The organism is Mycobacterium sp., assembly GCF_008709575.1.
Lineage (GTDB): Bacteria > Actinomycetota > Actinomycetes > Mycobacteriales > Mycobacteriaceae > Mycobacterium.
Genome location: NZ_VYIK01000016.1, coordinates 18,276 through 31,857, shown reverse-complemented (window position 1 = coordinate 31,857; position 13,582 = coordinate 18,276). Strand labels below are relative to the sequence as shown.

At 69.0% G+C, this 13,582-nt stretch carries 13 protein-coding genes; 5 read left to right on the top strand and 8 right to left on the bottom strand.

What is annotated here, in order from left to right; all coding sequences use genetic code 11:
- Positions 1 to 38 precede the first annotated feature (38 nt).
- Positions 39 to 1,157 (bottom strand): alpha/beta hydrolase, encoded by a 1,119-nt coding sequence (locus F6Q13_RS05530; RefSeq protein ID WP_293053442.1) that lies wholly within the window; start codon positions 1,155 to 1,157, stop codon positions 39 to 41.
- Here F6Q13_RS05530 and F6Q13_RS05525 point away from each other — a divergent pair.
- Together F6Q13_RS05525 and F6Q13_RS05520 are read left to right on the top strand one after the other, a co-directional pair.
- Positions 1,156 to 1,989, top strand: coding sequence for an aldo/keto reductase (locus F6Q13_RS05525; RefSeq protein WP_293053439.1), 834 nt, complete (start codon positions 1,156 to 1,158; stop codon positions 1,987 to 1,989). The two genes, F6Q13_RS05530 and F6Q13_RS05525, sit on opposite strands and share 2 nt — an antisense overlap.
- On the top strand, positions 1,990 to 2,838 hold the full coding sequence (locus F6Q13_RS05520; protein WP_293053436.1) for an aldo/keto reductase: 849 nt from the start codon (positions 1,990 to 1,992) through the stop codon (positions 2,836 to 2,838).
- 198 nt (positions 2,839 to 3,036) lie between these two features.
- Here the strand turns inward: F6Q13_RS05520 and F6Q13_RS05515 are convergent, their stop codons facing one another.
- Genes F6Q13_RS05515 through F6Q13_RS05505 form a run of 3 tightly spaced genes read right to left on the bottom strand, consistent with a single transcriptional unit; the run spans position 3,037 to position 7,645 of the window.
- Entirely contained in the window at positions 3,037 to 3,750 is a 714-nt protein-coding gene (locus F6Q13_RS05515) for an HNH endonuclease family protein (protein ID WP_293053433.1), read from the bottom strand.
- 8 nt (positions 3,751 to 3,758) lie between these two features.
- A complete protein-coding gene (gene recG / locus F6Q13_RS05510; RefSeq protein WP_293053430.1) occupies positions 3,759 to 5,981 on the bottom strand; it encodes an ATP-dependent DNA helicase RecG in 2,223 nt (740 codons plus the stop codon).
- Between the two features lie 2 nt (positions 5,982 to 5,983).
- Positions 5,984 to 7,645 carry a DAK2 domain-containing protein gene (locus F6Q13_RS05505; RefSeq protein WP_293053427.1) on the bottom strand — a complete coding sequence of 554 codons (1,662 nt, stop codon included), beginning with the start codon at positions 7,643 to 7,645 and terminating at the stop codon, positions 5,984 to 5,986.
- Positions 7,646 to 7,850: 205 nt separating this feature from the next.
- On the opposite strand from F6Q13_RS05505, the gene rpmB reads away from it, so the two are divergent.
- Positions 7,851 to 8,045 carry a 50S ribosomal protein L28 gene (rpmB, locus tag F6Q13_RS05500; protein WP_293053424.1) on the top strand — a complete coding sequence of 65 codons (195 nt, stop codon included), beginning with the start codon at positions 7,851 to 7,853 and terminating at the stop codon, positions 8,043 to 8,045.
- A gap of 27 nt (positions 8,046 to 8,072) precedes the next feature.
- Here rpmB and F6Q13_RS05495 read toward each other — a convergent pair whose 3' ends face one another.
- Together F6Q13_RS05495 and F6Q13_RS05490 are read right to left on the bottom strand one after the other, a co-directional pair.
- Complete coding sequence (locus F6Q13_RS05495; RefSeq protein ID WP_293053421.1) at positions 8,073 to 8,756, bottom strand: uracil-DNA glycosylase; 684 nt, start codon at positions 8,754 to 8,756, stop codon at positions 8,073 to 8,075.
- Positions 8,757 to 8,786: 30 nt separating this feature from the next.
- A complete protein-coding gene (locus F6Q13_RS05490) occupies positions 8,787 to 9,755 on the bottom strand; it encodes a thiamine-phosphate kinase (RefSeq protein ID WP_293053418.1) in 969 nt (322 codons plus the stop codon).
- Between the two features lie 93 nt (positions 9,756 to 9,848).
- Between F6Q13_RS05490 and F6Q13_RS05485 the strand changes: the two genes are divergently transcribed.
- Positions 9,849 to 10,385: a DUF3515 domain-containing protein gene (locus F6Q13_RS05485; RefSeq protein ID WP_293053415.1), complete on the top strand. Its 537-nt coding sequence runs from the start codon at positions 9,849 to 9,851 to the stop codon at positions 10,383 to 10,385.
- A 102-nt stretch (positions 10,386 to 10,487) separates the two neighbouring features.
- Here the strand turns inward: F6Q13_RS05485 and F6Q13_RS05480 are convergent, their stop codons facing one another.
- Positions 10,488 to 11,615, bottom strand: coding sequence for a D-alanine--D-alanine ligase family protein (locus F6Q13_RS05480; RefSeq protein WP_293053413.1), 1,128 nt, complete (start codon positions 11,613 to 11,615; stop codon positions 10,488 to 10,490).
- Between the two features lie 40 nt (positions 11,616 to 11,655).
- Positions 11,656 to 12,666: an NAD(P)H-dependent glycerol-3-phosphate dehydrogenase gene (locus F6Q13_RS05475; protein WP_293053411.1), complete on the bottom strand. Its 1,011-nt coding sequence runs from the start codon at positions 12,664 to 12,666 to the stop codon at positions 11,656 to 11,658.
- Between the two features lie 242 nt (positions 12,667 to 12,908).
- On the opposite strand from F6Q13_RS05475, the gene cofC reads away from it, so the two are divergent.
- Positions 12,909 to 13,550, top strand: coding sequence for a 2-phospho-L-lactate guanylyltransferase (gene cofC, locus F6Q13_RS05470; protein ID WP_293053409.1), 642 nt, complete (start codon positions 12,909 to 12,911; stop codon positions 13,548 to 13,550).
- Positions 13,551 to 13,582 lie beyond the last annotated feature (32 nt).

Here is a 13,582-nt window from a genome sequence, read left to right as displayed (position 1 = left end):
CCGGTTGTCGGCTATCGCTCTAGCGTACTGGCGTCTGTTCAGCGACGGCTCAGGTGGGCGCGCAGCGCCGAGATCAGTTCGGCGGTTGCCGTCGCGCTGCCGCCGCCGAGCGGGAACAGGTTCGCGAAGCCGTGCGTCAGCGACCCCATCCGGCGCAGGTCGACCGCGGTGCCGGCAGCACTCAACGCGGTCGCGTACCGCTCGCCCTCGTCGCGCAGCGGATCGAACCCCGCGACCGCGATCAGCGCGGGCGGCAACCCGGAGAGGTCACCGGCCAGCAGCGGCGACACCCGCGGATCGGTGGGGTCGAGCCCGGAACCGTCGAGGTACTGGCGGCCAAACCAGTCGATGTCGTGTTTGGTGAGCAGGAAGCCGTCGGCGAACAGGGAAAGCGAGCGAGTCTGGGCGGTGAAGTCCGTGCGCGGATAGATCAGCCACTGCAGCAGCGGAAGCGGCGCACCGTCGTCGCGGGCGAGCTGCGACACGACGGCCGCCAGGTTGGCGCCGGCACTGTCGCCGCCGACGGCCACCCGGCCCGGGATCGCGTCCAGATCGGCGGCGTTGTCATACGCCCACCGGAAAGCCGCGTAGGCGTCGTCGACTGCGGCCGGGGCGGGGTGCTCGGGGGCCAGCCGGTAGTCGACCGACAGCACGTGAATTCCAGCGTCGCGGCAGGTCAACCGGCACAGCTGGTCGTGGGTGTCCAGATCGCCGAGCGCCCATCCGCCGCCATGGTAGAACACCAGCAGCGGTGCCGGCCCGGCGCTCGCCGGGCGGTAGTGCCGGGCGGCGATGTCACCGCCGGGCCCGGGCACCGATGCCTCGCTGACCGCGACGTGGATCTGCGGACCGGGCAACGCCGCCGTGAGGTCACGCATCTGAGCCCGCGAAGCCGCGGGATCGTCGTCGATGACCAACCCGGCGGTGCCCATGATCCGCAATCCGGCCAGCACCAGCTGCAGGGTGGTGTCGAGGGTGTTGCCGTCGATGGTGACCGAGCGGCCGCCGCAGAGCAGCCGTTTGACACCGGACGGGATGACCGGGATGACTTTGATACCGACGTTGGCCCCGCTGCGCTGGACCCGACCGGCCAGCCGGGTCGGGCCACGCAGCGCGCCCGGCCGCAGCGTCGGCATACCTGGCAGACTCCGTGTCATGGCTGCTCCCCTGGTCACGCTCAACGACGGTCATCGCATCCCCGCGCTCGGATTCGGCGTTTTCAAGATTCCGCCGACCGAGACCGCCGAGGCGGTGGGGGTCGCACTGCGCGCCGGCTACCGGCATATCGACACCGCGGCGGTGTACGGCAACGAACGTCAGACCGGGCGCGCGATCGCCGAATCCGGTATCCCGCGCAACGAACTTTACTTGGTCACCAAGCTGTGGAACGCCGACCAGGGGTATGACAGCACGCTGGTCGCCTTCGACGCCAGCATGCGGCGGCTCGGTGTCGATTACCTCGATCTTTACCTGGTGCATTGGCCGATGCCGCGGCTGGGCAAGTTCGTCGACACGTTCAGGGCGTTCGCCCAGCTGCGCGAGCAGGGCCGGATCCGCTCGATCGGAGTCAGCAATTTCGAGCCCGAACATCTGCAGGTTCTCATCGACGCCACCGGCATCGTGCCGGCCGTCAATCAGGTCGAACTGCATCCCCGACTGCAGCAGAGCGTACTGCGCGACCTGCACGCGCGGCTCGGCATCGCCACCGAGGCCTGGGGCCCGCTGGGGCAGGGCTCGCTGCTGACCCACCCGGCCATCACCGCGGTGGCCGACCGCTGCGGCCGCACACCCGCCCAGGTGCTGATTCGGTGGCACTTGCAGCTCGGTAATATCGTCATTCCCAAGTCGGTGAACCCCACGCGGATTGTGAGCAATTTCGACGTGTTCGATTTCGAGCTCGGTGCGGACGAGATGGCGTCCCTCTCCGCCCTGGACGACGGCACCCGACTTGGTCCGGATCCGCGAACCTTCAATGTCACAGGCAGGTGAATGATGTCGGGCGCGACGAGCCCCTCCACCCCCGCGATTGCGCTCAATGACGAAAACACGATGCCGGCGCTCGGTCTGGGCGTCGCCGAACTGTCCGACGCCGAAACCGAGCGCGCGGTGTCGGCGGCGCTGCAGATCGGCTGCCGGCTGATCGACACCGCTGCGGTATACGGCAACGAGGCCGCCGTCGGGCGCGCGATCGCGGCCTCGGGGATCCCCCGGGCCGAGCTGTTCGTCACCACCAAGTTGGCCACTGCCGACCAGGGTTTCACCAGCTCCCAGGAGGCCTGCAAGGCCAGCCTGGACCGGCTCGGCCTGGACTACGTCGACCTGTACCTGATTCACTGGCCGGCCGCACAGCTGGGTAAGTATGTCGACAGTTTCGGGGGCCTGATCCAGGTGCGCGGAAACGGCTATGTCCGCTCGATCGGTGTGTCCAACTTCACCGCGGAGCACATCTCCACCGTCATCGACTTGACGTTCGTCACTCCGGCGGTCAACCAGATCGAGCTGCATCCGCTGTTGAGCCAGGCCGAACTGCGCGAGTTCGATGCGCAGCACAACGTGGTGACCCAGGCCTACAGCCCGTTGGCCCTCGGCAGGCTGCTGGACCACCCGACGGTGGGGGCGGTCGCCGCCGAATACGGGCGCACCCCCGCGCAGGTGCTGATCCGGTGGAACCTGCAGCTCGGAAATGCGGTGATCTTCCGGTCGGGCAAACCCGAGCGCATCGCCAGCAACTTCGACGTGTTCGATTTCGAGCTGGCCGCCGAGCATATGGCCGCCCTCAGCGGGCTCAACGACGGCACCCGGGTTCGCCAGGATCCGCTGACCTACACCGGGGCCTAGTTCGTGCGGGCGGTTGCGGCCGGTGCCCTGGAACAAGAGGAAGAGGCCGCCCAAGCCGCCCGCGCCAAGGCCGAGAAACAGCGCCGGCCAAGACGGGACGATGCCGCGGGGCGTCGAGCGTGCGTCCAGGGCGGCGACACGCCGACGGCCTGCGCCCTCAGCGCACAGTCAAACCGATCATGGTCTGTCTCCGGCGGGCTACCCGGCGGGACAGGTGGCGGCCGCCTGACGCAACTCATCCGCGGATGCCTGGTCGACGGGCAACGCGTAGCCGCGCAGCACCGCGATGAACTGCATGCTGTACTGGCACCAAAACGCCTTGTTGGGGGGCATCCACCGGCCCGGCCCCAAATCGCCCTTGTCCTCGTTGGCCTTACCCGAGACGGCCAGCAGATTGGCCGGGTCGTTGGCGAAGCGTACCCGTTCGGGAAACGGCCAGTCATAGGCGCCCATGTCCCAGGCATAGTCGAGCGGGACGATGTGGTCGATCTGAACCGACGCACCGACCCGCGCACCGCGCTGGAAATCTATCGTGTCGTTGGTGTAGGGGTCGTGCAGGATGCCGGTCGCGACGGCATCGGGACAGCGTTTGGTCGACACATAGGTCTTGTCGAGGAGATCACGGTTGAGAATGTCGTCGCGGGTGTCGCAGCCGTTGTGCCCGCCGGGGGCGTCGTTGTCGTCGGTCCAGGCCTCGCCGAATGCGGCGCGTCGATAGTCGTAGCGATGAATCCGTTCCGGCACCACCGTGATTCCCGCCAGCACGTCGGTGCCGGGCGCGACCGTCGGGACGTCGGCCCGGGCAGCGAACTCGTCGATGCGTTTCGCCGACGACGACGTCAGCACTTGATAGGCGACCACCACGGCAAGCACGGCGACCATCGACAACCACAGCAGCGTTTTGCGGTTCATCTGCACTGTCATGCCTTGTCCAGGTACTCGATGCGCTCGGTCTCGGTGAACGGCGCCGCCAGCGATGCCATGCCGACGTGCGACGGGTCCTCGGCATAGACCCGTTCACAGAGATCGCGCGCGGCCTCGATGATTCGGCGGTGCTTGGCGAGCGACAACAGCCGAAGCGTGACGGCGCGTCCGGACTGGTTGCGGCCCAGGACATCTCCTTCATGGCGTTCCTCGAGATCGAGATCGGCCAAGGCGAAGCCGTCGAGGGTGTCGGCAACTGCGCGCAATCGTCGTCCGGCTCCCGAATTCGAGGGGACCCAGCTCACCAGCAGGCACAGGCTGGCGTGCGCGCCGCGGCCGATTCGGCCCCGCAGCTGATGCAGCTGGCTGATGCCGAACCGGTCGGCATCCATGACCAGCATCACGGTCGCGTTGGGCACATCGACGCCAACCTCGATCACCGTGGTGCATACCAGCACATCGATCTCACCGGCCCGGAATGCCTTCATCACGGCGTCTTTCTCCCCGGCCGACAGCCGGCCGTGCATGAGGCCCAGCCGCAGGCCGGCCAGCTGCTGCCCGCGTAACCGGTCGAAGAGCTCCACCGCTGTCGCCGACGGCCTTCCGCCTTCTCCGGCCTGACCTCCGTTGTCGTTGTCGTCGATCCGGGGCGCCACCACATACGCTTGCCGTCCGGCGCAGACCTCCTCGGCGATGCGCCGCCACGCGCGGTCCAGCCAGGCCGGCTGCTCGGTGACGAAGATGGTGCTGGTGGTGATCGGCTGGCGGCCCCGGGGAAGTTCACGCAAGGTCAACGTCTCCAGATCGCCGTAGACGGTCAGGGCGACAGTACGCGGTATCGGCGTCGCGGTCATCACCAGCAGGTGCGGAGTGACACCGGCAGGGGCCTTGGCGCGCAACTGATCTCGTTGTTCCACACCGAAACGGTGTTGCTCGTCGATGACCACCATGCCCAACCGGTGAAATTCGATCGCGTCGGCCAGCAGGGCGTGGGTGCCGACGACGATGCCGGCCTGACCGCTGGTGATCTCGGCCCGCACCTGGTTCTTCTGCGCAGCCGACATCGAGCCGGTCAGCAGCGCCACCCGAGTCGCCTGGTCGGCACCGCCCAGCTGGCCGGCCATCGCCAAGGGACCGAGAACATCGCGGATCGATCGCGCATGTTGCGCAGCAAGAACTTCCGTCGGAGCCAGCAACGCGCACTGGTAGCCGGCGTCGACCATCTGCAGCATCGCCAGCACCGCGACGATCGTCTTGCCCGAGCCGACCTCGCCCTGCAGCAGCCGGTTCATCGGCCGGGTCGCGCCGATTTCGGCGGTGAGCGTGCCGAGAACCTCGCGCTGGCCGGCCGTCAGTTGGAACGGCAGCCGCCGCAACAGTTCGCGCGCCAAGCCGTCCGGGCGCGGCGCCGCCGCCGGCCCCGACTGCGACAGTTCCCCATGCCTGCGCGTCACCAGGGCCCATTGCAGGCCCACGGCCTCGTCGAAGGTCAGCCGCTCGCGGGCACGCTGCCGCTCGTCCTGGTCCTCGGCGAGATGGATGGCGCGTAGCGCCCGGTCCTCGTCGACCAGGCCGTGCTCGGCGAGCACTACCTCGGGCAGCGGCTCGGGCACCGGGTCGAGCACGGCAAGCACCTGACGCACACAGCGGTAGATGTCCCAGCTTTGCACCTTCGTGCTGGCCGGATAGATCGGGAAAAAAGCCCGCTCGAAGGCGGACTGCAACACCTCGCCGCTGACCGCGCGCGACGATTCGGCGATCATCCGCAGCGACCTGCTGCCGTGGTCTTTGCCGTCCGGGGAGTCCACGATGAGGAAATCGGGATGGGTCAGTTGCATCGTCCCCCGGAAATATCCCACCTCCCCGGACAGCATTATCCGAGTGCCCCTGGTCAGCCGCTGCCGGAACCACTTTTTAGCGTGAAAAAACGTCGCGGTCACCTTGTTGCGGCCGGAGCCGATCGTGATGACCAGGTAGTTTTCGTCGGGTTTCTTCCTCATCGGCCGCAACTGGGTGTCGGTGATCGTATCGACGAGCGTGACGTGCTCGCCCGCCGCCGGCCGCTCCTGACCGGCTCCGCGCACCGTCGCGCCCTCGACGTAGCTGCGCGGATAATGCCGCAGCAGGTCGTCGACGGTGCGGATGCCGAACACCTCGTCGAGCGGGCGGGCAGCCTTGGCGCCCACGATGTAGTCCAGTCGGTCGCTCAGCGCCGCCACAGCTACTCCACCCCGATCAGCAACACGTCGCCGCGATGCTTGGTGTGGTAGGTCACCAGCTCGGTGCCCGGGTGCGTGTCGTGCACGTGGGTATGCAGCCGCGACGCCACGGCGGCCGCGTCCATGCCGTCGCCCACCAACGCCGTGACCAGCTCGCCGCCGGCCGCCAGCAACAGATCGATCAGCCCGACCGCCGCCGAGACGATGTCGGCGGCGACGATCAGCACCTCGTCGCCGGCGATGCCGAGCCCGTCGCCGGGCTCACAGGTGCCGGCCCAGGTCAGCGCTCTTTCCGTCGCGACGCGTACCGACCCGTGCCGGACTGCGCCGGCCGCGCGGGCCATCGTGTAACCGTCGTCGACGGCCTGCCGGCCCGGTTCGTGTACCGCAACCGCAGCCAGCCCCTGCACCATCGACCCGGTCGGCAACGGCACCACGTCGATGCCCCAGCCGATGGCGGCGGTGCAGCCGGCCACCAGTTCTTCGGCGGCCACGTAGCCGTTGGGCAGCACCATGACCTGCGCAGCGCCGGTGTCGACCACCGCGCGCAGTAGCTGCTGGGCGCTGACCGCGGTGGCCGGAGCGGCGTAGGGGTCGGGCCGCAACACGAAGGCGCCCTCGCCGGCGAACAGCTCGGCCGCACCGTCACCGTCCACGACCGCCAGCACCGCCCGGTCCCGCGCCCAGCTGCCCGGCGGCAGCTGGCCGGCGCCGCGAGTCAGCGCCGAGATCTGGATCCGCCGCGGACTGCCGAACGCCAGGCCCGCTTCCACGGCGGCTCCGGCGTCGTCGGTGTGCACGTGAACCGAGTAACCGCCGACGACGCCGGAGGTCGCGATCGCCACCGAGTCACCGAGATCGGCCAGCCGGTCGCGCAGCGAATCGGCGGCCGCGGCGTCGCACTCGCCGAGCAGATACATCACCTCGAACTGCGGCCCACCATGTCCGGCGGGCGGAAGCGCCGGGGTGTTCCGGTTCGGCTGGTAGGCAGCCCGCGCCGGCGCTTGACCGGTGATCGTGCTGCACAGCGCGTCGAGCAGGACCAACAGGCCGCGCCCGCCGGCGTCGACGACCCCGGCCTCGCCCAGCACATCGAGCTGCTGGGGCGTTTTCTCCAGCGCGATCACCGCGGCATCGCCGGCCGCGGTGATCGCCCGGGCCAGCCCTTCCCCGGCGTTGTGCTCGACGGCGCCGGCGGCCGCTTGCAGCACCGAGACGATGGTGCCGGCGACTTCCCGACCGCCCATCGAGGCGATGACCAATTCCACCCCGCGGCGTAACGCCGCGCCGAGGACCGCAGCGTCGATGTCTCGCAGGGCACCACCCGTTTGGGCGGCGGCACCGGCGGTGACCTCGGCGATGCCCCGCAGGATCTGCGACAGGATCACCCCGGAGTTGCCGCGTGCGCCGTTCAGGGCGCCCAACGACAGGGCGGCGGCGACGCGGGCGACGTCGCCGGAACCGGCAGCGCCGCCGCCGGCGGTGGTGGCCTCCGCCAACGCCGAGCGCATGGTGAACACCATGTTGGTGCCGGTATCGCAATCGGCCACCGGGAACACGTTGAGCCGATTGATCTCCTCGGTGTGGGTGATCAAGTCGCTGACGGCGGTATGCGCCCAGTCCCGCAGGGCAGGCGCGTCCAGCAGGCGATCCGGCGTGCTCACCTGAGCTGTCACCTCAGCCCACCTCCTCGCGCCGCCTGTTGTGGCCGGTGGGCGCCAGCCTAACGCCGGGTGGCGACGAGCGCCGGAACGGCTCAGGCGGCCGTCGGTTGTTTTGGTGGTTGCCGACGACTGCGGTTATCCTGGTCGGGTTATCGGGTCACCCGTGGTTCGGTCGTTGGCCCCACAGACTTGAGGAGTTTCGGTTATGGCTGCCGTGTGTGATATCTGCGGGAAGGGCCCCGGCTTCGGCAAGTCGGTGTCGCATTCGCACCGCCGAACCAGCCGTCGCTGGGACCCCAACATCCAGTCTGTGCGTGCGGTGACCCGTCCCGGCGGCAACAAGCAGCGGCTCAACGTCTGCACGTCGTGCATCAAGGCAGGCAAAGTCTCCCGCGGGTAGCCACCTCCGCGCACGGTCCAGCCGGCACTAAGACAGACGCCAGTCGACGGGCTCGGCGCCCAGCTGCGTCAACATGTCGTTGGCGCGGCTGAACGGCCGCGACCCGAAAAATCCCCGCGCCGCAGACAGCGGCGAGGGGTGCGCTGATTCGATTACCGCACAGTTGGTTGAATCCAGGATCGGCTTCAGCTGCGCCGCGTCGCGGCCCCACAAGATCGCCACCAGCGGTTCGTCCCGATCCGCCAGCGCCCGGATCGCACATTCGGTGACCGTCTCCCAGCCCTTGCCGCGGTGCGAAGCCGGGTGGCCCGGCTGCACGGTGAGCACCCGGTTGAGCAACAGCACCCCGCGCTGCGCCCACGGGGTGAGATCACCGCACGACGGCGGAGGATAGCCCAGGTCGCTGGTGTATTCGGTGAAGATGTTCTCCAGGCTGCGCGGCAGCGGCCGCACGCCCGCGCCGACGGAGAAGCTGAGCCCTACCGCGTGGCCGGGTGTCGGATACGGATCTTGGCCGACGATCAACACCCGCACGTCGTCAAAGGGAAAAGTGAAGGCGCGCAATATATTCGGTCCGGTCGGCAGATATCTTCGGCCGGCTGCGACCTCGCCGCGCAGGAATTGACCCATCCGGGCGACCTGGTGAGTGACGGGCTCCAGGGCACGCGCCCACCCTTCGTCGACCAGTTCGGTGAGTGGCCGCGGGGTCATGTCGGCCTCATTGCATCGAGTCTCACCGCGTCACCGTAGCGGGCCGAAGGATTGCCAGCCGGCGTATCCGGACCATTCGGATCCGTCGACGAGCACCCGTCCCGGCCCGTCGAGCACGTGCCCGATGACCCGCCACCCGGCCGGGATCGGACCGGCGAAGGCGGCGACCAACGCATGGTCCTCGCCCCCGGCGAGCACCCACGTCCACGGATCGGCGTTCACCGCATCGGCGGCGCTGCGCAGTGCCTTGCAGTCGGACTCCAACGCGTCGGTGCTCAGGTCCACGGTCACACCGGAGGCCTCGGCCAGGTGCCGCAGGTCGCCCACCAAACCGTCGGAGATGTCGATCATCGCCTGCGCGCCGGCCTCCGCGGCGCTACGGCCCTGCCCATAGGGCGGTTGCGGCACCAGATGACGACGCCGCAAGTCGTCGAATCCGCTAACATCATTGCGCCACAAAGCATATCCGGCCGCCGAACGGCCCAGCTCGCCCACGGCCGCGAGCACCGCGCCGGGACGCGCCCCCGCGCGCCGCACCGGCGCCCGTCCGGCCAGATCGCCGAGCGCCGTCACCGACACCACCCATTGGCCACAGCTGACCAGATCGCCGCCGGCGATGCCGGCGCCGAGCTGTCCGGCTTCCGCCCACATCCCGTCGGCGAGGGCGCTGACGTGTGCGGTCGGCGTTTCCGACGGTGCGCCCAGGGCGACGACGAACGCGGTGGGCCGCGCACCCATCGCCTCGATGTCGGCGGCGTTCTGCGCCACGGCTTTGCGGCCGACGTCGTGCGGTGTGGACCAATCCAGCCGAAAATGGCGGTCCTCGACGAGCATGTCCGTCGAGACCACGACGCGGCCGTCCGGGGCTACCACCAGGGCCGCGTCGTCGCCGGGTCCCACAGCGACCCCGGCCGGCTGGCTGCGGTTCGCCACCAGTCGGTCGATCACGCCGAATTCACCCGACTCGCTCAGTGTCGGGCCCGATTCCCCGCTGCTCACACTACCTGTTTTCGGGTAGGTTTTTCTGCGCCTTTTTCTGTGCCGATTTCGGCAGTGTAGGCGTGCTCGAAGGCTGGACCAGAAAGGAACGCGGTGACCAGTTCCCAAGCCGGTTCCGAGGGGCCTCCGCGTATCGTGCTGATCGCCGCACTGGTGCTGGCCGTCGGCGCGATCGGCGTCTTTTTGGCGATCGCCGCAACCCGCCAGGCCCGGCTGCCTCCCGTCGCCATCGCCGCCGCGCCCGCGCCGCACGCGCAGGATCCCGCTTGCCGGGCGCTGCTGCAAGCGTTGCCTCCGCGCCTCGGCGATTACCGACGGGTTCCCGTTGCGCCACCTGAACCCGAGGGCACCGCCGCCTGGCTGGGCCGTTCCGACGGCGAACCCGTGGTGTTGCGCTGCGGGCTGGATCGACCGCCGGACTTCGTCGTCGGTTCGCCGATCGAGGTCGTGGACCGGGTGCAGTGGTTCCGGGTTCGCCAAGGCGACCGCTCGACCTGGTACGCCGTCGACCGGCCGGTCTATGTGGCGTTGACCTTGCCGCCGGGGTCGGGGCCCACGCCGATCCAGGTAGTGTCCGAGCTGATCGATCTCACTATGGCGGCGGTGCCGATCAGGCCGGGCCCGACCTAGCTGTTGCGACAACTGGCCAGATTTTGGACTGCGAAAGTGCAACTGGCGACGCCCACACTCCGGGCGAAATAGGTCGGCAGTTGCACTTTCGCGGGCGTCCGGTTAATGCAGACCGACTCCGCGCGCCAGCGCCGTCTCGACCATCGTCGCCAGCAGGGCCGGGTAGTCGACGCCACTGGCCGCCCACATCCGCGGGTACATCGAGATCGCGGTGAATCCTGGCATCGTGTTGATCTCGTTGATCAGCGGTCCGTCGTCGGTGAGGAAGAAGTCCACCCGGGCCAGGCCCTGGCAGTCGATCGCCGCGAAAGCCCGGATGGCCAGGTCACGGATCGCGTCGGCGATCTCGTCGTCGATCTTTGCGGGCACGTCGAGTTCGGCGGCGTCGTCGAGATATTTGGTGGCGAAGTCGTAGAAAGGGTCCTCGCGTCCGCGCACCCCGAGCACCCGGATTTCCCCCACCGCGCTGGCCTGCACCGCGCCATCCGGAAATTCGAGCACCCCGCATTCCAGCTCCCGGCCGACGATCGCGGCCTCGACAATCACCTTCGGGTCATGGTCGCGGGCCCGGGCGATCGCGACGGGCAGCTGCTCCCAGCTGGTCACCCGACTGACACCGATCGATGAGCCGCCGCGCGCGGGCTTGACGAAGACCGGCAGGCCGAGCCGCTCCCGCTGCTCGGGGTCCAGCGTCGGCTGCGACGGTCGCAGCACCGCGTAGCCACCCACCGGAAGCCCCTCGGCCGCCAGTAACTTCTTGGTGAACTCCTTGTCCATGCCCGCCGCGCTGGCCAACACGCCGGACCCGACATAGGGCACCCCGGCCAGTTCCAGCAGCCCCTGCAGGGTGCCATCTTCGCCGAACGGACCGTGCAATACCGGAAACACCACGTCTACACAGGCGAGTACCTCACCGCCGCCGGGTGCCAGCGACACCAGCTGGCCGGCGCGCTGCGGATCAGCCGGCAACGCCAGCTCGGCTCCCGATGCCGGGCTGACCTGCGGCAGCCGGCGGTCGGTGATCGCCAGCGCGTCCAGGTCGGCGCCGGTGAGTAGCCACGAGCCGTCCGGGGTGATCCCGACCGCGACCACGTCGAACCGCTGCGGGTCCAGATTGCGCAGGATGCTGCCCGCCGACACGCAGGAGATGGCGTGCTCGTTGCTGCGTCCGCCGAACACGACGGCGACGCGGACTCGGCCACCGGAGCCGGGCGGTCTGCGGGCACTCACAACCTAGCCAGGCTACCGTCTGGGTGCGGACCGGTCGGTGTCATTCCGGCTTGGTGCTGCGACCCAACAGCAGAAGAACCGCCTCACCGACGGAGAGCCCTTTGTGACAGACCCGGTGCACCGCGTCGGTGAGCGGCATCTCGACGTCGTAACTGGCCGCCAGCGCCAGCACTGATTCGCACGACGTCACCCCCTCCACAACGCGGCTGTCACGCGCCCGCAGGGCCGACTCCATCGTGCCGCCGCGGCCCAGGCATTCCCCGAAGGACCGGTTGCGGGACTGCGGCGACGTGCAGGAGGCCACCAAGTCACCCACCCCGGCCAAACCGGCCAGCGTCGCGGCCTTGGCCCCCAGCGCGATCCCAAGCCGCATGATCTCGGCCAGCCCCCGGGTGATGATCGCGGCCGCGGTGTTATCGCCCAGACCCACGCCGGCCGCCATCCCGCACGCCAGGGCGATGACGTTCTTACACGCCCCGCCGATCTCGGTGCCGATCACGTCGGCGTTGGTGTACGGCCGAAAGTACCTGGTGCTCAACGCGCGTTGCAAGGCGACCGCCCGGCCGGAGTCACTGCAGGCGATGACGGTCGCTGCCGGTTGTTCTGCGGCGATTTCGTTGGCCAGATTGGGTCCGGAAAGCACTACGACTTGCGCCGGGTCGACACCGGTCACCGCGACGATGACCTGGCTCATCCGCATCAGCGTGCCCAGCTCGATCCCCTTGGCCAGACTCACCAGGGTGACATCGGGGCTGAACAAGCCGGCCCACTGCTCGACATTGGCGCGCATTGTCTGCGCCGGCACGCCCAGCAGCACCGTCGACGCACCGTCGAGCGCCTCGGCGGCATCGGCGGTGGCGTGGATGCCCGCCGGCAGTTGCACACCGGGGAGATAGCCGTGGTTGTGCCGGGTGGCGGTGATCTCGGCGGCGACGTCGGCGCGGCGCGACCACAGTGTCACCTGGCTGCCGGCGTCGGCCAGCACCTTGGCCAGCGCCGTACCCCACGCGCCCGCGCCCATCACCGCGACGCCGCCGTCCAAGCCGGGCATCTACTCCCCTTCTCGTCGTGCGATGCTGCCGTCCCCGGGGACTTCACCTTAATCCGGCGACGGTGCCAAGCACGCAGCGCAATGAAGAACGGCCCGACCGACAGCACTCGATGAGCCGCGCTGGCAGGATAGCCCCATGAACCGCGCCGGCGACGATGCAGAGCGAAGCGATGAGGAGGAGCGGCGCCCATGAACCGCGCCGGCGACGATGCAGAGCGAAGCGATGAGGAGGAGCGGCGCCCATGAACCCCGCCGGCGACGTCGGATTGATCGTCGCCGTCAAGCGACTGGCCTCGGCCAAGACCCGGCTGGCTCCGGTGTTCTCCGCGCGGACCCGAGAAACCGTGGTCTTGGCGATGCTGGTGGACACCCTTACGGCGGCGACACGTGTCGGTTCGCTGCGCTCGGTGACTGTCATCACCCCCGACGATGCCGCCGCGGCCGCGGCAGCCGACCTCGGCGCCGAGGTGCTAGCCGATCCCACCCCGCAAGATCACCCCGACCCGCTCAACAACGCGATCGCGGCGGCTGAGCGCACGTTGGCCACTTCGGTACCCAATATCGCTGTGCTGCAAGGTGATCTACCGGCACTTCAGACCCAGGAACTCGCCGAGGCGATCGCTGCAGCGCGCCACTACTCGCGCAGTTTCGTCGCCGACCGGCTGGGTAGCGGAACAGTCTTACTATGTGCCTTCGGGACTGCGCTTGACCCCCGGTTCGGGCCGGATTCGGCCGGGCGTCACCGACATTCGGGCGCGATCGAACTGACCGGGGCGTGGCCCGGGCTGCGCTGCGATATTGACACACCCGACGATCTGGCGACTGCCCGCCGTCTGGGGGTCGGCGCGGCGACCACGCGGGCGGTCGCACTGAGAACGCGCTGACAGCTCCTGGCGACAGCGACGCCAGTCCCCGT